This window comes from Pseudoalteromonas sp. SaAl2 (genome assembly GCF_052947895.1).
Window position 1 is genome coordinate 602,788 of record NZ_CM129605.1, and the last position, 20,711, is coordinate 623,498.

The following is a 20,711-nucleotide window of genomic DNA, read 5'->3' on the forward strand; positions in this document are numbered from 1 at the left end:
TGGTGTAGCTAAACTTAATGGAATAAGAATAATGAAAAAAGTACATGGTATAAAAAACAGAAATGATAGTGGCCTTATCAGCTTTACTTATCAGTGTAGTGACAACGATCATAGGGATTTACTCAACCATGATTGAGCGCTCGTACGCAAGGGCATAAGTTTGGCCTAGGGTTGAACTATATCGAAGCTTTTTGATGAAGCCAGAACAAGAAAGCTTTAGCTATGGCTTAATGAATAGCGGTACTGGTCCTGCAATAATAAAATATGCCAAAGTTACCTATAATAATGAACCTGTTAAAAAATGGTCTGATTTTTTAGTTAATTCGAGCCTTGTTCAATCCACATGAGTACTCGTATTTTACCAAGCCAAGCAAATGTGCATGCAGTTACATTAAAAGATAAAGATTAGCGCTTGAAATGGATGGACAAGTCCTAATTGAGCTTTGTTATTGCTCTATCTATGAACAATGCTGGCTAATCGAAAGCAACAACCAACCGAAAGAGGTTGCTCAATGTGAGATTGCTAATGCTCAGCGCTTTGTGCAATAAGTTCTGTATTTAAGATATAAAAAAGGCCACTGATGTGGCCTTACCCTGGATGGATATAGAAGCGCTTATTCAAGCGCTTAGTTTTAATTAAAATTCAAAGTTGAATGAAAGTTGTAACGTACGAGGGTTGTAGTAGTTACGGTATTCACCAAATGTTTCTGAGCTCATGTATGGGTTATTGTTGTAACCTGTTTGGCGATTAAATACGTTAAACAAGTCAGCTCTAAATTGCATCTCGAAATCACCAGCAACTTTAAAGTCTTGCGTGTAATTTAAATCAAGTTGCCAATGGCTCGCACTACGGCGGCTACCAGCGGGCTCCCCATAGCGGCTTGTATCGCTTGAATAACCATAGATTGAACCATCCCATGCTTCCCATGGCTTACCTGATTGAAATACAAAGTACGCACCCACATTCGCTTCCCAAGGAACCGTATAGTAACCATAAACTTTTAAAAGGTGTGGTTTATCACCTGAGAGAGTTCCGTAGCGGTTATCCCATGGGTAGCGACCACGGCCATCACCATAGTACGATGAACCTATAAAGTTGTTCGCATCGTTGGTTGCAGTTGTATTATCTTGGTCAAAGTTACCGTAGTAATGACTCCATACGTATGATGCATTTACATAGCTGTTTTCACCCATATATTCAGCTTCAATGCTTGCTTCCCAGTATTTGGTTTCGCCGCCATCAACTTCAGCAATAACATAAGAAGAACCGCCAATCTCATCACGAATCGCATCTAGATTATCGACATATAACCCTTGGGCAGCAATATCAGCTGGTACGCCAGATGCTTCAACTTCTGAATAATCAGTTAAGCGTCCTGTATTTGGCATATCTTCCCAAAAGTGGTTTCCTTTACGATGACGTACGTGAGCACGAAGCACTAAATCAGAACCGACGTACTTGGTCGTACCAATCGTGAATTCGGTCACTCGACGTGGTTTCATATCATCAGCAAACACTTTACCTGAAGAACCTTGGCGTGGTTCTGCATAGATAACATTACCAGCACTATCAAACTCTACTTCCACTTCTGCGCGAGTATTACGATCCCATGAGGCTGCGCGTGCGAGCGAGCTTGCTTCAGGGTTATACATTGAGAAGTTAGCAAATACTGAATCTTCCTCAGAGTAGGTCCAAGTGGCACCTAATCTAGGTTGCAGCATGTCTGTCCAATCCGTTTGGTACATTTCATACTTGTTGCCTGGGGCAAGCTCGTAGCCTGAAAGCGTTCCAGAGGCTTCTTTTAAACCTTGGCCATACCACGTATCTTGGCTTACAAGTAAACCAACATTATAAGTCCAATCACCGACTTCTATTGTGTCATTAATTTCAAAGTTAAGGCTACGAGTCTCTGACTTTATTCCTGATACTGGCGTACTACCGTCCGTTGCAAGGCTCATTTGTTGAACATATGCACGATAAACAACTGGCGCAGTACTGCCTTCTTCTAAGCTTTCATCAAGGCCACCTACATAAGAGACTCTACCCCATCCATTTGATAAACGAGTAAGCTCTTCAACGCCTTTCTCCCACTTAGCACCAAAGTGAACTGTGTGATATGTATCACCCCAATCAAATTCGTGTTCAAGGTTCACTTCAAAGCTATCGCGAGAAAAGTCTTGGTTATCATATTGATAGTAAGCACCTACGCCACCGCCACCAAGCATTTGACCATCTTCAGTATAACCATACTGATTAATAAGTGGCGTTGCACCGCTATTAAAAGCGTCAATCTGTGCTTGGGTATAGTTGCCATCAGGATCGAAGTCACGAATGCTAGGTACTGAGAAGTAACCCATTTGATCTAAATTATTAATATCCAGCTGGCTTGAAAGAGAAGGTGTAACTGATAAAACAGTATCTGGCTGTGAACCTGTATCTAGCTCAAATTTACTATATTGAAATGAGAGTGTAGTCGTCGAACCTAAAATCCATGAGCCATCTAAGGTGAAGATGTCTTGCGATGCGTTATCACCAACAGATACCGAGTCAGTTTCATAAGCACCAACTGAACGACCATTGATCTCTTTATCTGAAGTACGTTGTGAAATATTTAACAGGATATCATCAGTTGGAGCCCACGTTAATTTACCAAAGTACTCATCACGTACGCTTTCGTAGTCTTTTACTTCACCGTATGCGGTATCTTTATTAGAACGTGTTTCTTCTGGGCGGTAGTAAGAGGTATAAAAATACAATTCATCTTCAATAAGAGGGCCGCCTAAACTAGCTGTTAACCAGCTTTTATCAAGTTCATAGCTTTCTGAACCAACAGGTGTCGCTACAAAGCTTTTAGGTTGCACTTTATATTCAACATTACCGTGAAACTCATCAGTACCTGATTTTGATACTGTATTAATTGAGAAACCACCAGAGCGGTTAAAGCCAACTGCTTTAGCGCCACCTCTGTCCATAGTAACAAACTCAACATCGTGAGTAGACGGTTCAGACGCTAAGTTACCATACATAGGCAATGATACATTTACACCATCAAAACCATAAGAGTTATCAACACCGGAGCCACCAGCAGAAGGGCCCAGTGTAGAGTTTTGTGAAAGCTCAACACCTGGCACAAGCTTTAGTAAATCACGATAGTCTTGACCAACAGGCACACTTTCGATGGCTTTTTTACCTAACGAATTACTAAGTGATGAATTACCTTGGCGGAATAATTTACTACCTGTCACAGTAATAACTTCGACGTTTTCTTTATTAGCACTGAGTACCACATTTGCACTCGAAGTTTGCTCAAGCAGTACATCAACAGTCATGGTTTGAGTAATACCGTTGCTGTCTTCAAACGTTAGCTCATAAGTACCTGGTTTTAATTGCGGTAAGTCGTAGCTACCATCTTCACGCGTTACAACTGTACGTGCTTTTGGCATGACGTTACTACGTGCTGTAATCGTTATTCCTGCGAGTGATTGGTTTGCTTGTTCTGTTACTACTTTACCTTTAATAGCACCGTTTAAGTTGGCGAGTGCTGGGGCACTACTCAGAGCTGCGGCTATCAGCGCACTTGTTATTGCAGTTTTTGGTACTCGCAGAGCGCGGTGTGTTGCTTGCGCTAAAGAGCTTATATTGAAGGTTGGTGCATGTTTTTTCATCGTTTCCCCGTCCTTATTATAAGTATGTTTATTGCTCTGAACTATGTTGATTCCCCGAATAGAGTCATAAACTTTTATTATTTGTTGCCATTCTATTAAACATGTGTTGCCAGTATTGGTCAAGAATAATTTCTTCCTAAACTGCTATTCAATAGAAATAATATATATTAAAAGTGTGATGGTTATAATTTTTTACAATATGACTAGAAGTAATTTCAAATAAAGTTGCTTTAAAACAATTTGTTATATCGTGTTTTATTTTGGGGAAAGGTTTTTTAAGTAAGTAGCAAACGGGATTGATTTGTAATTTTATAGTGTATTTTAAAATTAAATAATTTTTTATGGGGATAACGTTGAAATATTTTATAGAGAAAAAGGATGTTGTTGGATTTAATTGCAGATAAAAAGGCCGCGAATGCGGCCTGTTCTAGAGTGATATGTATTTAGTGGTTTCTAAACTCACCAACTACATCATTAGAGTGCTCTAATAGCTTTCGGCCTTGTCGGCTAGACTGGGTTAATGCAATAAATAGAATGTCGATTACAAAATCTTGTGCGGTGCGAGCAAGAATAGACGATAAGCGCACGGATTCTTCTTCTGCCACCGAATATAGTTTCACATTTGCAGCATCGGCAACGGGACTGTTGCCAAATTTAGTAACAGAAATGACATGGCTATTGTTATGCTTTGCTTGTTTTACCACTTCAGCAATTTCACGGGTTACCCCTGATTCACTAATCGCGATAACTAAGTCACCCTTGCCAAACGTTGATACGTAAGAAAGTTGTGCATGACCATCGGGTTCTGCAATAGCGGGCATACCAAGCTTCTGTAGTTTATAAGAGAAATCTTTGGCTACGAGCGCTGAACCGCCTAAGCCACAAATTAAAATACGTTTAGCGGATTTAAGTAAACTAACAGCTTGTTCAAAAGAGGGGGCATCATTAAGGTTTTTAGTTTCACTTAGTACGGCTAGCTTGCTACTTAATAATTTTTCGGCAATTTGTTCTAATGAATCATTTAATGTGATTTTGCCGTGTAATTTGGGCTCGCTGGTTTCATCATTTAATGCATCTATAACCGCTAACTTAAAGGCAGGGAACCCTTTATAGCCCAGTTTTTGTGAAAATTTTACGACACTTGATTGGCTAACACCAACAACCTTGGCTAGCTCAACAGAAGAAAGGTTACGTATAGCATTAGCTGAGTTTAATGTGAAGTCTGCTAGTTTTGCTTCACTGCTTGATAAGGACTGACGCAATGCTTTGATTTTAACAAATGTAGACATAGTGCTCGCTTATTAAAGTGTTTAGTGTATTTATAGCATTAAATGAAATTAGCTTGTACTTATTTTGGGTTCGATTATTGCTATAATTTATATATTAAATTTATAAGTAAATATAATATTCCAATTAGTTATAAGTTTTTATTTGGAATAATACTTAAGAATAATAGGAATAATATAGTTTGAATTTACTGGTTTGACAACCTAATTAAGAAAAACTCTAATTAAAGCAATCGTTAGAACTATTTGTAGATATAAAATATCTTTTGAATTTTATTTTTTATAAATAAATTATTTACAACTTATTCATCTGTGGTAGTGTTTAGCATAGGGAAAGGTGAGGTTGGTACTTGATAGTTTAAGCCTCACTATTTATGTTTATTATGATTTTTCAGTAATGAGAGAACTATGACGTTTGTATCTTGGTTTAAAAAGCTTGGCTTATTGACGACGGCAACCTTACTTGTAAGTTGTGCTTCTACGCCTTATGAATTTACTCAGTCAGCTAATTATAGCCACCGCGTTAAGTTTTTAGTTATGCATTACACAGCCATTGATTATGAAAAATCTATGCGCGTATTGGTCGAAGAAGGTGGCCTAAGTGCTCATTATTTATTACCAGAATCAAACGATCCGAGCTACCCCGAAGACGAACTTAAAATTATTCAGTTAGTGGATGAACATGATAGAGCATGGCACGCCGGGCGTAGTTTTTGGCAAGGACGAGAAGATTTAAACGACCAGTCCATTGGCATTGAAATAGTTAATGTACCCACCTGCCATTACCCTGAGGTAACCGCTGATGTACACATGGAAAATGATGCATCAAAACTGTGTATCTTTCCCGATTACGATGCCAAACAAATGGAATTATTGATTGAATTAAGCAAAGGTATTTTAGCGCGCAACCCAGATATTGGCCCTACTCAAGTGGTCGGTCATTCAGATATTGCACCGAGTCGTAAAAATGATCCAGGCCCAAGATTTCCTTGGTATCAGCTTTATAAAGCAGGCATTGGCGCGTGGTACGAAAGTGAAACCGTTGATAAATATTGGCAGCAATTTAGCTTAGTTAAACCGTCAATAGCGTTAATGCAAAAAGCATTACGTGGCTATGGTTATGACGTACAAGCAACAAACCAACTTGACCCACAAACACTTGATACCTTAAGCGCATTTCAAATGCACTTTTTACCTTGGCATGTTAGTGGTAATGCCGATGCCCGTAGTGCATCTGTACTGTTTGCTTTGATGGAAAAGTACTTTCCTAAAAAACTAACTAAGTTAATGGCGCAATATGAAAAAGAACAAACAGTAGATGTTGCCAAACCAATCACCTTAAGTAATGCACAAGTTGTTGCGCGGATCCCTGATAACAACCCAAGTAGCCGATTATTAGTTAATGACAGAGGGACTTTTAAAGCATATAAAGGCCGTGGCGAGCTTATTATTGAAAACACCAATGCAACCAGTGCGGATATTTTTATTAATGGTGAAAAAATCAACATTGCAAATCCATTAACCCCTCAACAACATTATAAATATAGCCTTGCTAAGCGCACTCATAATGGCACTAATACCTTCAAAGTAGATAACGTCATGCCTGAAGGTGCAAGTTTAACTTTACGATTTTCCTACCCAACACTTGCCAATAAAACCGCAAAAAAAGTGAGTTTTAAAGAAGTTGATGCATTGATCAACGAAGAAGTAAGTCAAGGTTTCCCCGGTGCTGTTTTAGCCGTGGTAAAAGATGGTCAGCTGATTAAGTTAAGCCACTATGGGGATGCAAAAAAATACTCTACAGATGGAAGTTTATTAGCCCATCCGCAAAAAATGCATGCTGATACCCTATTTGATATTGCATCCAACACAAAAATGTTTGCCACTAACTTTGCGTTAATGAAGCTGGCTAGTGAAGGTCAACTTGATGTTGAAAAGCCACTATTTTATTACTTACCAGAATTTAGAGGTGCAGGGCGCGACCCAGCGCTTGGTGAAAGATTTATTAACCCATAGCGCAGGTTACCCTGCGGTGGTGGACTTTCACCGTAAAGATAATAAATTTGGCGAGCGATTTTTCTCGCAAAATAGCCTGCGCACTAAAAACTTGTTACTGACAGGCATCCCCTTTGTGGCTGGGCGGAATGTAAGGCACCTCTATTCAGATATCGACTACATGTTACTTGGCGTATTGGTTGAGCGTATTACAGGACAATCACTCGATAGCTACGTAGAAGGACAAATTTACCAACCCTTGGGCTTAACGCAGACTGTTTATAATCCACTGCAAAAAGGCTTTAGCAAAAATCAAATCGCCGCGACTGAGCTACAAGGTAATACCCGAGGTGGACGTTTAGAATTTGAAAATGTACGTACAATGGTTTTACAAGGCCAAGTACACGATGAAAAAGCATTTTATGCACTCGGTGGTGTTGCAGGCCATGCCGGTTTGTTTAGCACCGGGCATGATATGAGCATAATGATGCAGCTGCTATTAAATGGCGGTGGCTATGGCAATAAACAATTTTTTACTGCGCAAGTGATTGAGCAATTTACTAGCGCACAAGCGAGCAACGAAACCTATGGTTTAGGCTGGCGCAGAGCAGGTCATGGGGCACAGAAGTGGCATTTTGGCCCTTATGCCAGCGCGCAAGCATATGGCCATACAGGGTGGACTGGCACAGTAACGGTGATTGACCCTGTGTATGACCTCGCAATCGTATTATTAACAAATGCTCGCCATACACCCATTGAAGGCAGTGACACTCATTATGAGTTTATCGGTAAAAAGTTTGAAACAGGCAAGTATGGCTCAGTGATTTCGCTTGTTTATGAAGCTCTTTTAAATCATTAGACGAATTATGTTGAGTTTATTACGCAACATATTAAGCTAGTGGGCTTATTTTGGCCTCTGGCTGATAATAATTATAACAGCGGCGTAGTCGCAACTTAAAAAGGTTTTTGTATGTCTTGGTATTCCATTTTACCGCCGTTGATAGCGATACTAATCGTATTTTGGCGCAAAGAAGTGATTATGGCACTGCTTGTTGCCGTTGCTTCATCAGAGTTTTTATTAGCCTTACAAGGCGACGGTAACACGCTGTTTAATACTTTTATCAACACCATTGAACGTGTCGTAAGCGTGGCAAGCTCACCAGGTAATAGTCGCATACTCATATTTAGTATTTTAATAGGTGCATTGCTTGCTTATATTCGTGAGTCTGGCGGTGTGGCTGCCACTGTAAATATGTTGATGAATAAAGGTGTGGCAAAAAGTAAGCGCCAAGTTGGTTTTTTAACTATGTTCTCAGGGATTGCAGTATTTATTGAATCTAACCTAAGTGTACTTACCGCGGGCATTTTGTCGCGAGGTTTATTCGATAAATTTAAAATGAGCCGTGCCCGTTTAGCTTATGTTATCGACAGCACCAGCGCGCCGGTGTGTATTTTAATATTACTCAATGGCTGGGGCGCATACGTACTGGGTTTATTGGGTAACTATGATATGGACGAATCGGCCGTATCGGTTTTATGGGGCAGCATAGGCTATAACTTCTACGCAATCATTACCTTGTTGATAGTGTTTTACACTATTTCATTTGATAAGGTTCACGGCCCACTTAAAAAAGCAGAAGAACAATTAGAACATCAACAAACAGAGCTACAAGAAGAAGTTAAAGGTACAAAAGCACGTTACATGCTAGTGCCGCTAATTACTTTAATTGGTAGTATGGTTGGCTTTATGTATTGGTCAGGTAATGGTGATATTGCCAGCGGTAGTGGTTCTAAATCAGTGCTGTATGCCACTATTTTAGCCTGTGTAGTTGCTTACTTTTTAATGGTGTCATCGCGTGAATTTACTCACCATAAATTGGTGGATATTGGCTTTAAAGGCATGGGCGAGCTTCTTCCTTTAGTTGCAATTGTTTTGCTATCACTTACTTTAGGTGCCAGCTTAAAAGACTTAGGCACGGGCGTATTTGTGGCAGGGCTAGTGGGTGATTACTTACCTATCTACCTAGTAGTACCAGTGTTGTTTGTAACCGGTGCGGTTATCTCATTCACTACGGGTACCTCGTGGGGCACGTTTGCAATTCTTATCCCCATTGGTGTGCCACTGATCCAAGCACTAGGTTTACCGCCATCGTTAGTGATTGCGGCAATCTTAGGTGGTGGCGTATTTGGTGATCATTGTTCGCCAATATCAGACACCAGCGCGGTGTCGGCAATTGCATCAGGTTGTGACTTACTCACTCACGTTAAAACCCAAATGCCGTATGCGCTATTCGCTGGTGGCTTAACATTTATAGCCTACCTCATTACTAGCATAATTGTGCTGTAGGTTGGGTAGAGCGTAGCGAAACCCAACAAAGTTAGTGAATTAAAAGCCTGCAAATTTGCAGGCTTTTTTGTTTTTAGAACAGCATTTATTGATGGATTAACTTTTTATATTTGGCGGGAGTTATTTGTAAAATAGCGTTGAACTCATTGTTTAGGTGAGATTGATCTGAGAACCCGCACTCAAGGGCGAGTTGTGCCAAGCTTAGCTGTGGGTATTCTTTCATCAATTTTTTGGCCTGCCTGACTCTGTAAATACGTGCTAAGTGCTTGGCGGTAATGCCGCAGGTTTTTTTAACGTAACGCTCTAATTGCCGCTTACCTTTAGGGGTATGCTCATAAGCGGTATTGAGCGGAGTGAGGTTAATTATTTTATGGATCAGTTTTTGTGTGTGCTCAATCGTCTGGAGGTGTATTTTTGGTGCATTGAAGTGTGCTGATAACAAATCTATAAATGAATCTAAATTCGCACCTTGGTCAAGCGCTTGTGCAATACCTGCTAAAGTGGTTGGTGCAACAAGGGAGTGATTAACCTTCTGTAGGTGAGCATGCCCTGCGGGCTTAAACCTGATCCCACAAAAAATGGAGCCTGCAGTAAATGTCACTTTTTCTGATTGCGTAGAGATGGTTTGCATAGAATAGGGCTGATTTAATGGTTTGCCAGCTAAGTTAAGCTGCCCAGAAATTAAAAATATCACTCCTTTCGCACCATCGCAGGGGAGCCAGCTCTCCCCTGAAAATTGGGCGCGAGCAAACCAAAGTGCTTGTACATAATTAGCTATTTCGCCCGTTGGGCTGTAAAGCTCAAGTAATAGTTTATCGTTCATTAAACTCGACTGTCGGTTTAAACATTTTGACTATACGATTCCAACTATTTATAGCATTAATTGCTACGGTGAGGGTAACTAAACTTGGTTGATCAAATAACTCGGCAAGAACAAGATAAAAGTCATCATCAATGTGCTGTGACAAAGGTTAACTTCTCGCAAAGCGCTAATGCAGCACGCTCTTTATCGCTATAAAGAGGCGCGTCTTGCCAAGCACTAAGGGCAATAATACGGTTAATACTTTCGCCATACTCCAGCGCTTGTTTACTATGCATTGCCAAGCAATACGCACATTGGTTTAACTGTGATGCTCTTAATTTCAGCAGTTCCCAAATTGTCACTCCAAAGGTCGCCTCGACTTTTTGTTTAATCAATGCTTCTTGATCAATCAAGTAGGTCATTAACTCGGGTTCAACTTTATAGTAATTAGCTCTTTGCATAATCGTTCCTAATAGATAAATAACAGCTATCTAGTTTAGTGACGAGTAAATAAAAATAATTGCAAAAAAGCGACTTTCGTAACCTGAGAACAACAAAAAAGCCCTGAAAATATCAGGGCGTGAATGTTTAGTGGTAATCACAGGTTAGGCTTTTGGCACGATGCGGTAAATTCCCATACCATCAATGCCCAGATATAAATCACCATTTGGGTGAGTTGAAATACTGCGTACGCGGCCAGCTCCTTCAAACAGCTTACTGTGGCCCGTTACTTTATCGCCATCAAGCTCAACGAGCACTAAGTGGGCAAACTTCATTGCACCTACAAGCACATGACCTTGCCACTGCGGGTATTTGCTACTAGTAACAAATTCCATACCAGAAGGCGCGATAGACGGCACCCATACCCAGTCAGGCTGCTCCATTCCTTCGCGGCTTGTTTCATCAGTAATTTTAGTGCCAATGTAATTAATGCCGTGGGTTACTTCTGGCCAGCCGTAATTGGCACCAGCCTTAATAATATTGATTTCATCACCACCGCGGGGGCCGTGTTCATGGCTCCAAATTGCGCCTGTTTCTGGGTGTTTTGCCATGCCTTGAGGGTTTCTATGGCCGTATGAATATATGCTTTTACGAGCGTTTGATTGATTTACAAATGGGTTTGACTCAGGAATTGAGCCATCGCTGTTAATGCGGTGAATTTTACCTGCATCGTACTCAAGGCTTTGAGGGTGAACATCACGCTTACCACGATCACCGATAGAAAAATATAAATAACCGTCGTTATCAAACTCAATACGCGAACCATAATGTTTGGTTGCCGTGGTATTTGGTGCACCATCAAACAGCAGTTGAGTATTAACCAGCGCCATGTCTTTTAGTTGTGCGCGCATGATTGACGTATTATAGCCTTCGTCATCACCTTCATAGCCCGAGTATGAAAAGTAAATCCAACCGTTGCCGTTAAAATTAGGATCAAGTTCAATATCTAATAAGCCACCTTGTCCTTGAGCATGTACTTTAGGCACGCCAGTGATTTTTTGATCTAGCAATTTGCCATCACGAATAAGCCTGAGTTCGCCAACGCGGTCAGTTACTAATAAATCTTGTTCGTTAAGCCAAGCCATTCCCCAAGGGATTTGAATCCCATTGGCGATTAATTCAAGTTCATAGTTATCAGCACTTGCAGCGACTGGGATTGTTTGTTCGGTTTGCTGCGCACACGCTTGCAAGCTGGTTAAACCAATGAGGCTGATGATTAGGCTAGTACAAAAAGACTTTTTCATAATGACTCCAATTTATTAAGCATGATGCTATTAGCCTAGCGTGTTCTAAGTAAAATTGTTATTAACTTTCACTAAAGTGCTACTATTTACGTAAATATCAGATAAATGACGGAGTTGCCGCGCGGGTGTTGTAGGTTGGGTAGAGTGCAACGAAACCCAACGAGCTTAAATTGTAGGTCGTCCTTTAGGGCGAAAAAAGAGAATTTCACCACAGAGGGCAAAAGAGGCGCTTCGCTGCACAGAGGTTAAATATTTGATGTGGGAGATGGCTTTAGCCACGAAAGGTTTAACACCAGTGATAGTGTTAACCACCGTAGATGCTCAGCTTGCTGGCGCGTGTAATTTGTAGGTTGGGTAGAGTGAAACGAAACCCAACGGCTTGGTTTATATTGTAAGTCGCTCTTTAGGGCGAAAAAGTGAATTTTACCACTGAGGGCACAGAGGCGCTTCGCTGCACAGGGATTAAATATTGGTTATAGGAGATGGCTTTAGCCACGAATGGTTTAACACCAGTGATAGTGTTAACCACCTTAGATGCTAAGCTTGCTGGCGCGTGTAATTTGTAGGTTGGGTAGAGTGCAACGAAACCCAACGGGTTTGAATTGTAGGTCGCCCTTTAGGACGAAAAAAGAGAATTTCACCACTGAGGGCACAGAGGCGCTTCGCGCTGCACCGAGGTTAAATAGTGATTGTAGGAGATGGCTTTAGCCACGAATGGTTTAACACCTGTGATAGTGTTAAGCACTGTAGGTGCAAGCTTACTGGCGCGTGTAATTTGTAGGTTGGGTAGAGTGAAACGAAACCCAACGAGCTTAAATTGTAGATCGTCCTTTAGGGCGAAAAAAGTGAATTTTACCACTGAGGGCACAGAGGCGCTTCGCTGCACAGGGATTAAATATTGGTTGTAGGAGATGGCTTTAGCCACGAATATTTTCCCCTCGAGTATCACGCTTAATCCCTCAAAGTGTAATGACGGGGGAAGGGTGTTAAACGTGAGATTGGAGTTTGAGCTTGGCAAGACAAAAGGTCTTACTCAGTGTCTTTTTATGAGAACTATTGAAGAATTATATTTACCTGACTTTGTATGGCACTATATAAAAAAGAGATATTTAAGAGGGAATTTGATGGCTGATATAAAAGATTTTGATTGGAGCACACCGCCAAATCCTAAAATAGATGAGTACTTTCCTGCTGATAAGTTAGATAGAGCTCGATACGCAACATTTCTCACAAGATTATTAACTCAAGAAGGTTTTGACGAGAATAGGCCGCAAAAAGAGCAAAAAAGAAACTATGTATTAAACTTAAATGCCGAGTGGGGCGCAGGTAAAACATACTTTCTCAAGCGTTGGTCGCAGGAACTCAAAAACTTTCCAGTTGTTTATATCGATGCTTGGCAGCAAGATTACTCAGACGATCCATTTTTAACTGTTATTGCTGGCATTATTAAGCAGCTTAGTGCGCAGGCTAATTTCGCTATTACTATTCCTAATAAAGCAGCGTCAATGTTTAAAGCTGTTGCACCCGCTATTGCACAAGGCTTAACGAAAAAAATAACGGGTATAGATTTAGATGAATTAAATGCATTACTCTTTTCAGATGACGAAGGTGAAGAGACTGAGAAGGTAGAATCCAGCAAACAAAATAACTCTGAATTCTCACCCGCAGTCAAAGCTCTTGCGCAGAACCTTATTAAAGAGCATGAAGCAAAAAATAAAAGCATTGAGGTCATAAAGTCTAAGTTAGCTGACTGGGTCAGCAAATTTGAGCAGCAGAAAGATAAAGAATTACCTATTTTTGTGTTTATCGATGAGTTAGATCGTTGTCGCCCAAGTTATGCTGTTGAAATGCTCGAAACTATAAAGCATATATTTGATGTTAAAGGCATCGTATTTGTTGTGGCTACTGATACAGAGCAATTGCAACATACAATTAAGTCAGTTTATGGTGAGGGGTTTGATGCTAAAGTTTACCTCGGACGATTTTTTAATAGCCGCTATAGCTTAAAACGACCTGTTTTAAAGGATTTTTTATCAGTACATAGCGATATGACTAAATTTGAATCTGCGTATTTAGAAAGTAAAAATATTGAGCTACTCCCGCGGACAGAGACACCTGAAATCGCTTTAGCTAATATTTCTGTTGTATTAGATGCCTTTCAAGTAGCAGCAAGGACAGCAATTCAAATCACTGAGCGAATCACAGCCATTATCGCAAACTTACCCGGCGGTAAAAAAGTAGATATTCTTGTGCTGGCTACTTTGTTTTGTATCTATGAAAAAGATCATCCACTTTATGAGGAAATAGTTAGTGGTAGATTTAAAAAGACAGAACAAGGTAGTGAAAATAAGATTGTAAATATTAGCCTAGCTGACTTTTTAAAAAGGGATAAATCTGAGGAGAATTTATCAGCTGAGTTGGCCTATTTTATTGATCCACAGTCATATATTAATCAACTTGATAATGATAGTTTCGGTCCAAAAATAAATAGCTATGCTAAGGGGGATTATTTTATCCCACTATCTAAATTTATAGAGGATATTTTTTGCAATGTTTACTTTTCAAAAACAGACATGTGGGAAGCTTTTTATGATTCATATGACGGAGATAAGGTGAGTGAGCTGCAAGAAGCAGAGAGTAATCTAGCCCAACATAAAATTGAATTATCTCCAGAAGTTACTTTGTTATGGCTCGACTATATATATAAAAAAGACGGATATGACAAACTCACTAAAGAAATCTATCGTGAGTTTGTAGAACTGTCATCCCCACTGGATTATATGGGAGATAACTAAAATAAACTTCATAACTTTAATTATCTCTGTGTAGCGCGCAGCGCCTCTGTGCCCTCGGTGGTAAAAAATCACCCCCTACACACCTTAACCCCACCCCCAGCATGTTTAAGCGCAATAATCTGGCCTTGGCTGTTGTGGGCCATGGCGAGCATGTCGCCTTTTACAATATCACTCGCTACGGCGTGTTTGGTTTTTAAATTATTTAATAACGAGTTTTTTATTTGAATGAGTACTTCGCTGTGGCAGCTGGCGATGTACCAGTCGTCATCTACGCTAACTAATTGGCCGTATTCAATGTAGCGCTGTTGGTGCAATCGCAGGTCGGCGGCGAGTTTATCGTCGAGTTGTTGTTTTTGGCGGGTGATCTCACTTGAATAACTGCCCGCATTATCTACTTGGTGTACTTCAATAAAATGATAACTGCTTTGCTGTAGAGCAAAGGTGCTGTTAAGTGTGACTTGTTGTTCTGTGGTGTTATCTGTTGTGGTAAACATGGTAAAGCCTAGCACGACTAATGCGCAGGCAAGGCCGGTCATTTGTAGCGGGAGTGAAAAGCGGGTGGGTTTTTTGTTTGGAGCGCTATCTGAGAGCTGCGTTAATGTGGCACGTTGCTCTGCACTGAGTGAATGGCGTTTTTTTCGCTCGCTAAAATGCTTATCGAGTAGGTGTTCAAACTGCTCGTTATGCTTGGTCATTGTCAGCTCCTAATATGATTTTTAAATTTTGTTTTGCATAACGTAGCCGTGTTTTTACGGTTTCATGATTGCTTTGCGTGATCTGCTGTATGTCTTCAAGCGAAAAGCCTTCTTGCTGTAAAGTGAGGGCTTCACGTTGCACAAAGCTTAGTTGCATCAAGGCGCGATTAAAGCTGTCATAGTCAAAATTTGGCTCTGTTTGAGCGGCTGGCATTGCTGTATTCTCTTCAAGTTCAACAAAGCGCTGTTGCTTACGGTATTCATCAATTAACGCATTGCGAGCTAAGCGAAATAGCCAGGCTTTAGGATTGTTTTGACCTTGATAGTGATGGCGTTTTTCCATCACTTTTAACCACGTTTGCTGGCTAATATCTAAGGCGAGTTGCTCATTACTTTGCGTCACTAAATAATGATATAAGTCGTTACCGAACAAGGTGACGAGCTTAGTTAAGTGACGTGTGTCGCCACTTTTTGCATAGTCAGCTAAGTAATCATCACTTGGCTGACTAATAAACCATGATTTTAAACTTGTAAGCATAGGCACCCTAGTATGTATTCGCGCTACTGGTTTTGATCTAACTTAAAGTCAAGCTGCACACTTTGACCAGTTTGTAGTTGTGCTACGCCATCAATCACTTTAGGGCGGTATTTCCAACGCTTGATTGCTCGCAGTGCTTCGCGGTCAAAAATACGTTTTGGTTCAGAGTCAGTTACTTGCGCATCAATAACTTCACCACTTGGTGATACATTAAAGCTTAATTGTACCCAACCTTCAATGCCTTCACGTGCTGCAATTGTCGGGTATTTAGGGTTAATTCGCACAATGGGTGTTGCTTCACCTGTGGGTTGTTGTAGATGTGTTTTAATATCTGCACCTATTTTATCAATACTAATATTGGGTGTAATTGCTGTTGTGATTACATTGGTATCAGTGCTAGGTGGGTTACGGGGCGGTACCTTTGGCGGTGTTTGCATTTTTGGTGGTGGCGGTAGCGTTTGCTTTTGTTGCACTTTGGTATCTTCAGGTACTTGAAATATTTCTACTACAATATCTTTAGTGTTTAAATTTGTGGCGCGTTGCTCACCACTGATTAAGTATTGCATAAAAGCGAATGCGGCAAACGTCATGGCCGCACCACCGACAATTGCGATTGATGTTTTTAAGGTTGGGTTAGTATATGGAAAATCTAATGTTTGCATAAGCGAGCCTTTGTAATTAAGAACATAGTGATTAGTAAAACGTGTGATAAATTAAAAAGGGGTGATATTTTTTTATAGCTTTTGCTTATTTATTTAAATTTTCATATAGCTGTTTTATTAGGTTGTTGTATTTTATGTTAAAGTTATAGGGCTTTAGTCGTCTTTCATTTATGTTTATACAAGGTATAAATTCCAAATATGTTTGTAATCGATAATATAATTCTTGTCAGTGCCGTATTAATTTTATTGGGGGTTATTTCGAGTAAGTTATCTGCTCGAGTTGGCCTACCTGTACTTGTTTTATTTTTACTTGTTGGCATGCTCGCAGGGGAAGATGGCATTGCTGGTATTTCATTTGATAATGCCGAGGCCGCTCATGCACTCGGTACGTTAGCTCTGGCGATTATTTTGTTTGATGGGGGCTGCAAACACCGATAGGTTCTATCAAACAAGTTTGGAAACCTGCATCAGCGCTGGCAACCGTTGGGGTTTTTTTTACTGCGGTGATTACCGGCCTAGTGGCTACATATATCCTTCAATTACCTGTATTACAAGGCGTTTTATTAGGGGCGATTGTTGGCTCAACCGATGCCGCAGCCGTTTTTGCGCTGCTACGAAGTGCGGGTATCCATTTAAATAAAAAGCTTAAATCGACACTGGAAATCGAAAGTGCATCCAATGATCCTATGGCTATCTTTTTTAACCATTGGTTTGCTTGAAGTTTTAGTCAATGAAATGAAATTTGGCGCAGGATTATTGCTATTATTTGTTCAACAAATGGGCATAGGTGCATTGTGTGGTGTGCTCATTGGCAAGTTGGCTATGTGGCTGATAAACACAATTAAGCTCAATACATCGGGTTTGTATTTAGTGATGGTGACTGCATTTGGTTTGTTGTCATTTGGTTTATCTGCATCATTGGGTGGAAGTGGCTTTTTAGCTGTATTTATAACCGGTGTCATCATAGGTAATAGCGAATTTGTATATAAGCGTGGTATTTTTCTGTTTCATGATGGTTTAGCGTGGCTTGGCCAAATTACCATGTTTGTGGTGTTAGGTTTACTGATTAACCCTTCGTCCTTAGTTGATGTATGGTTAGAAGGATTACTCATTGCATTAGCGCTTATTTTTATCGCTCGCCCTCTTGCTGTAGCGCCGATTTTAAAGTTATTTGGCTTCAGTAATAAAGAAACCGTTTTTGTTTCGTGGGTGGGGCTGCGTGGTTCAGTGCCAATTATTTTGGCTATTTTCCCTTTACTATTTGGTTTACCGGGTGCTGAGCTTATCTTTAATGTGGTGTTTTTCGTGGTGCTTATATCGGCGACATTGCAAGGTGCAACGATGCCATGGATTGCTAAGAAACTAGGTTTGGTTGAACCGCCGCCATTACATGCCGCAGCAAAGCTTGAAATTACCGCTCTTAATGAAATAGATATTGAGATTGTAGAATATACCCTCAGTGATGAGTCGCGAGTTGTAGGACGGCGCTTATCAAGAGCTGCACTACCTGAGAGTGTTGTAGTTGCGATGATTACCCGAGGTACATCAACAATTCCACCAAGAGGCTCAACGACATTAAAGTCGCAAGATCATCTCTTTGTGGTTTTAAAGCCTAAAAATAGGGCGTTTGTAGATTTAGTTTTTGCAGCTACTGATGAAACACACCAACAAGATAATCATCTTTCTAAAAACGAACTTAGAGTGAAAGGCGTTACTTTAGTCGGTGATATTTATTATTCGTATAACATGAAAATTGATGCGCCGGAAAAGCTGAGTTTAGAAGAGTTAATAAACGAGAAACTAGATCAACCCCTGCGTAAAGGGGCTACGTTGGTGATAAATAATGTGCAATTACGCGTGATCACTATGGTTAATACGCGCATTGTGACTATTGGCTTAAAGTATATAAATGATAAGAGTAAAGAAATTACAGCTAAATAGGCTGTTGTATGTTGGTACTAAAAGCTTGCGCTATTAGTTACAATGGTTCGTTATTTTTATTCTTATTTTACTAGGCAGTTATGCAACTTATTCAAATTGATAAAGCTCGTTACCGTAAGCACTTAAACCGCGTTATTATTGGCTGCGGTTTAGCGTTGGCGGGCGGCAGTTTAGCTATTTCGCAAATTTTGATTGCGTTGTTTCCGGATGAAAGTGGCAGCCACTTTCATTGGAATTTATTGGGTGTTGTGGTGACCAGTATTGCCATTGCTTTTTTACTTAACAAATACCGTAAACATGACTACATGACTGAAGTGGTGTACGTGTGGGAGCTTAAACAAGCGCTCAATAAAATTACCCGTAAAATGGCTAAATTAAAGGCTGCAGGGCGTGAAGGCGATGCGAATGCCTTACTTGCTATTCATTATAGCTACGCCGGCTCGCGGCTGTTATGGCAGCTTGACGATAACACGATTACTATGGACGAGTTGGCGATTAAGCAAACTGAGCTTGATAGTGTTGCAGAAAAATTTAACCTTAAGCTTGATGAAAACGACTACCATGAAGACATTCTGAAAGCATTTTAAAATCGCAACTGTGATAGAGAATGGTTATAAAAAATAGTTTTTTATATTTTGCTCCTTAAATAGGTAATCAACAATTGGTTGTATTATAATTCAAGCTATTACCCATTAAAAATTCAATTCATTAGAGTGCAGTATGAAGCTATTAATTGCGACAACCTTATTACTTACCGTTACAAATTCTTATGCAAATGACGTTAGCTTTTCTATCGGTGGCGGTTACCCTTATTTTGTAGTGCCAGAAGTGTCACTCTCGACTAACGAAGGCAATCAGCGTTGGTATGCTAATTATAAAATTGGTTTAGATGATGGCTTTTCAATAGGGGTTGAACATGCGATTTCTGATAATAAAAAGCATGCAGTAGGCTTAGTTGTTGGCGCGCTAGGGATTCAAGACAATGAAGATGAATGTAGAACCGACGATGAGAGTTTATCTGGCTCTATTGGCTCTATTTTTGGGTGTGCGCTATCTGAAGTATTTGACGAAGAAACCACGAATGGTATTGGTGTCAGCTATAGCTATTTGTTTCGAGGTTTAAATGAACCTGGTTGGCGTATGCGCTTAGACTTAGGTTATGGTGAAGGCAGAGATAGCAATGAAAAGCGTCCTGATGCCGGTATAACCTTTAGTTACCAGTTTTAGTGAGACATACCAAATTATATAGGCGGTCGTTTAGATTGCCTATATAGCTATGCTATTATTGTTTTTTAACACGTGGGTCTTTAATTATGATGAATACTAAGCTGTACAAAGTGGTGCTTAATTTAGCTGGTGAACTGGTAGAAGCAGCGCAAAGAAAAGATCAAAAGCGATTTGATATGCTTTACGAGCAGCTATCTACATTGTGTACTGAGAATGAAAATACGCCTAAAGATCACCCTGTACAGTGGGAAACTCTCGCTGACTTTACCGATGAATTTGCTGATGCAATCACGCTTTATGAAAAGGCGTTAGCAAAAGCAACTGCAATCAATGCGAAAGATTACATGTCATCAATAAGCTATTCATTAGCCACTATGCACCTTGAGTTAGGGCAAGCAGAAGCGGCAATTACTGCACTGGAAAGTGCCAAAGTCAGTGCAAATAAAATTTCGGATAAAGAGCTAAAAGCCGAAATTGATGAATTGTTAGCTGATTTAAAAGTTAAGAAACAAGGATCTAAAGCGTGAAAAAAAGTACTGGTGGTATGTTTAGGTAATATTTGCCGCTCTCCAACAGGAGAGGCAATTTTACGTGCTAAGGCATTGCAAAAGAATGTTGAACTTGAGGTCGACTCAGCAGGTACGGCAGCTTATCACAGTGGTAACCCTCCTGATGAACGCTCTCAAGCGGCGGCTTTAAAGCGAGGTTATTCATTTAAAGGGATCCGTGCACGACAAGTAGAGCAGGGCGACTTTGAATATTTTGATTTAATCTTGGCTGCAGATAAGCAGAATCTAGCTGATCTAAAAGCACTTTGTCCTGCACATTTGCAGTATAAATTAACCCTGTTCTTGAGTTATGGTGCCAGTGATGTTGACCAGATCCCAGATCCTTATTACGGTGGCGATAATGGCTTTGAACAGGTGCTTGACTTAATCGAAGATGCGAGCGATGCGTTACTTGCGAGCTTAAAAGCGTAGCCCTATAAAGGGCTACATATAGTATGGCTTGG

Annotated in this window: 16 protein-coding genes and 2 pseudogenes; 9 read left to right on the forward strand and 9 right to left on the reverse strand. The window is 40.3% G+C overall.

From position 1 onward, the window contains the following. The first annotated feature begins 194 nt into the window (after positions 1–194). Entirely contained in the window at positions 195–347 is a 153-nt protein-coding gene (locus ACU8V8_RS02875) for a hypothetical protein (RefSeq protein ID WP_446888777.1), read from the forward strand. A 289-nt stretch (positions 348–636) separates the two neighbouring features. Here the strand turns inward: ACU8V8_RS02875 and ACU8V8_RS02880 are convergent, their stop codons facing one another. Further along, a complete protein-coding gene (locus ACU8V8_RS02880) occupies positions 637–3,666 on the reverse strand; it encodes a carboxypeptidase regulatory-like domain-containing protein (RefSeq protein WP_446888778.1) in 3,030 nt (1,009 codons plus the stop codon). 443 nt (positions 3,667–4,109) lie between these two features. Further along, entirely contained in the window at positions 4,110–4,955 is an 846-nt protein-coding gene (locus ACU8V8_RS02885) for a MurR/RpiR family transcriptional regulator (protein WP_446888779.1), read from the reverse strand. 405 nt (positions 4,956–5,360) lie between these two features. On the opposite strand from ACU8V8_RS02885, the pseudogene pbp4b reads away from it, so the two are divergent. Further along, positions 5,361–7,806 (forward strand): annotated as a pseudogene (pbp4b, locus tag ACU8V8_RS02890) (penicillin binding protein PBP4B). A 111-nt stretch (positions 7,807–7,917) separates the two neighbouring features. Then, positions 7,918–9,294, forward strand: a complete 1,377-nt coding sequence (locus tag ACU8V8_RS02895) for a Na+/H+ antiporter NhaC family protein (RefSeq protein ID WP_446888780.1) — start codon at positions 7,918–7,920, stop codon at positions 9,292–9,294. Positions 9,295–9,379: 85 nt separating this feature from the next. Here ACU8V8_RS02895 and ACU8V8_RS02900 read toward each other — a convergent pair whose 3' ends face one another. The 4 genes from ACU8V8_RS02900 to ACU8V8_RS02915 all read right to left on the reverse strand — a co-directional run bounded on the left by ACU8V8_RS02900 (position 9,380) and on the right by ACU8V8_RS02915 (position 11,841). Further along, a complete protein-coding gene (locus tag ACU8V8_RS02900) occupies positions 9,380–10,117 on the reverse strand; it encodes a helix-turn-helix domain-containing protein (RefSeq protein ID WP_446888781.1) in 738 nt (245 codons plus the stop codon). Then, positions 10,107–10,262: a hypothetical protein gene (locus ACU8V8_RS02905; protein ID WP_446888782.1), complete on the reverse strand. Its 156-nt coding sequence runs from the start codon at positions 10,260–10,262 to the stop codon at positions 10,107–10,109. The genes ACU8V8_RS02900 and ACU8V8_RS02905 overlap by 11 nt, the downstream gene beginning before the upstream one ends. Next, on the reverse strand, positions 10,246–10,557 hold the full coding sequence (locus tag ACU8V8_RS02910) for a carboxymuconolactone decarboxylase family protein (RefSeq protein WP_446888783.1): 312 nt from the start codon (positions 10,555–10,557) through the stop codon (positions 10,246–10,248). The genes ACU8V8_RS02905 and ACU8V8_RS02910 overlap by 17 nt, the downstream gene beginning before the upstream one ends. A gap of 144 nt (positions 10,558–10,701) precedes the next feature. Continuing rightward, entirely contained in the window at positions 10,702–11,841 is a 1,140-nt protein-coding gene (locus tag ACU8V8_RS02915; protein WP_446888784.1) for a PQQ-dependent sugar dehydrogenase, read from the reverse strand. A 992-nt stretch (positions 11,842–12,833) separates the two neighbouring features. Here ACU8V8_RS02915 and ACU8V8_RS02920 point away from each other — a divergent pair. Continuing rightward, positions 12,834–14,636: a KAP family P-loop NTPase fold protein gene (locus ACU8V8_RS02920; protein WP_446888785.1), complete on the forward strand. Its 1,803-nt coding sequence runs from the start codon at positions 12,834–12,836 to the stop codon at positions 14,634–14,636. Positions 14,637–14,704: 68 nt separating this feature from the next. Here the strand turns inward: ACU8V8_RS02920 and ACU8V8_RS02925 are convergent, their stop codons facing one another. Genes ACU8V8_RS02925 through ACU8V8_RS02935 form a run of 3 tightly spaced genes read right to left on the reverse strand, consistent with a single transcriptional unit; the run spans position 14,705 to position 16,531 of the window. Beyond that, on the reverse strand, positions 14,705–15,331 hold the full coding sequence (locus ACU8V8_RS02925; RefSeq protein WP_446888786.1) for a hypothetical protein: 627 nt from the start codon (positions 15,329–15,331) through the stop codon (positions 14,705–14,707). After that, positions 15,318–15,869 (reverse strand): RNA polymerase sigma factor, encoded by a 552-nt coding sequence (locus ACU8V8_RS02930; protein ID WP_446888787.1) that lies wholly within the window; start codon positions 15,867–15,869, stop codon positions 15,318–15,320. Before ACU8V8_RS02930 ends, ACU8V8_RS02925 begins: the two co-directional genes overlap by 14 nt. A 23-nt stretch (positions 15,870–15,892) precedes the next feature. Next, positions 15,893–16,531, reverse strand: a complete 639-nt coding sequence (locus tag ACU8V8_RS02935; RefSeq protein WP_446888788.1) for an energy transducer TonB — start codon at positions 16,529–16,531, stop codon at positions 15,893–15,895. 198 nt (positions 16,532–16,729) lie between these two features. Between ACU8V8_RS02935 and ACU8V8_RS02940 the strand changes: the two are divergent. From ACU8V8_RS02940 to ACU8V8_RS02960, 5 genes and pseudogenes are all read left to right on the forward strand, one after another. Continuing rightward, positions 16,730–18,472, forward strand: a pseudogene (locus ACU8V8_RS02940) (potassium/proton antiporter). 80 nt (positions 18,473–18,552) lie between these two features. Further along, on the forward strand, positions 18,553–19,059 hold the full coding sequence (locus ACU8V8_RS02945; protein ID WP_446888789.1) for a DUF3087 domain-containing protein: 507 nt from the start codon (positions 18,553–18,555) through the stop codon (positions 19,057–19,059). A gap of 133 nt (positions 19,060–19,192) precedes the next feature. Beyond that, positions 19,193–19,699, forward strand: a complete 507-nt coding sequence (locus tag ACU8V8_RS02950) for a hypothetical protein (protein ID WP_446888790.1) — start codon at positions 19,193–19,195, stop codon at positions 19,697–19,699. An 86-nt stretch (positions 19,700–19,785) separates the two neighbouring features. Continuing rightward, positions 19,786–20,226: a tetratricopeptide repeat protein gene (locus ACU8V8_RS02955; protein ID WP_446888791.1), complete on the forward strand. Its 441-nt coding sequence runs from the start codon at positions 19,786–19,788 to the stop codon at positions 20,224–20,226. A gap of 9 nt (positions 20,227–20,235) precedes the next feature. Then, on the forward strand, positions 20,236–20,679 hold the full coding sequence (locus tag ACU8V8_RS02960; protein WP_446889569.1) for a low molecular weight protein-tyrosine-phosphatase: 444 nt from the start codon (positions 20,236–20,238) through the stop codon (positions 20,677–20,679). Positions 20,680–20,711: the final 32 nt, after the last annotated feature.

Bases quoted from the DNA above. Each gene is read 5' to 3' on its own strand.
- ACU8V8_RS02880 (WP_446888778.1), bottom strand. From the start codon at position 3,666: ATGAAAAAACATGCACCAACCTTCAATATAAGCTCTTTAGCGCAAGCA.
- ACU8V8_RS02925 (WP_446888786.1), bottom strand. From the start codon at position 15,331: ATGACCAAGCATAACGAGCAGTTTGAACACCTACTCGATAAGCATTTT.
- ACU8V8_RS02900 (WP_446888781.1), bottom strand. From the start codon at position 10,117: ATGAACGATAAACTATTACTTGAGCTTTACAGCCCAACGGGCGAAATA.
- ACU8V8_RS02910 (WP_446888783.1), bottom strand. From the start codon at position 10,557: ATGCAAAGAGCTAATTACTATAAAGTTGAACCCGAGTTAATGACCTAC.
- ACU8V8_RS02875 (WP_446888777.1), top strand. From the start codon at position 195: ATGAAGCCAGAACAAGAAAGCTTTAGCTATGGCTTAATGAATAGCGGT.
- ACU8V8_RS02945 (WP_446888789.1), top strand. From the start codon at position 18,553: ATGCAACTTATTCAAATTGATAAAGCTCGTTACCGTAAGCACTTAAAC.
- ACU8V8_RS02885 (WP_446888779.1), bottom strand. From the start codon at position 4,955: ATGTCTACATTTGTTAAAATCAAAGCATTGCGTCAGTCCTTATCAAGC.
- ACU8V8_RS02930 (WP_446888787.1), bottom strand. From the start codon at position 15,869: ATGCTTACAAGTTTAAAATCATGGTTTATTAGTCAGCCAAGTGATGAT.
- ACU8V8_RS02950 (WP_446888790.1), top strand. From the start codon at position 19,193: ATGAAGCTATTAATTGCGACAACCTTATTACTTACCGTTACAAATTCT.
- ACU8V8_RS02915 (WP_446888784.1), bottom strand. From the start codon at position 11,841: ATGAAAAAGTCTTTTTGTACTAGCCTAATCATCAGCCTCATTGGTTTA.
- ACU8V8_RS02895 (WP_446888780.1), top strand. From the start codon at position 7,918: ATGTCTTGGTATTCCATTTTACCGCCGTTGATAGCGATACTAATCGTA.
- ACU8V8_RS02935 (WP_446888788.1), bottom strand. From the start codon at position 16,531: ATGCAAACATTAGATTTTCCATATACTAACCCAACCTTAAAAACATCA.
- ACU8V8_RS02955 (WP_446888791.1), top strand. From the start codon at position 19,786: ATGATGAATACTAAGCTGTACAAAGTGGTGCTTAATTTAGCTGGTGAA.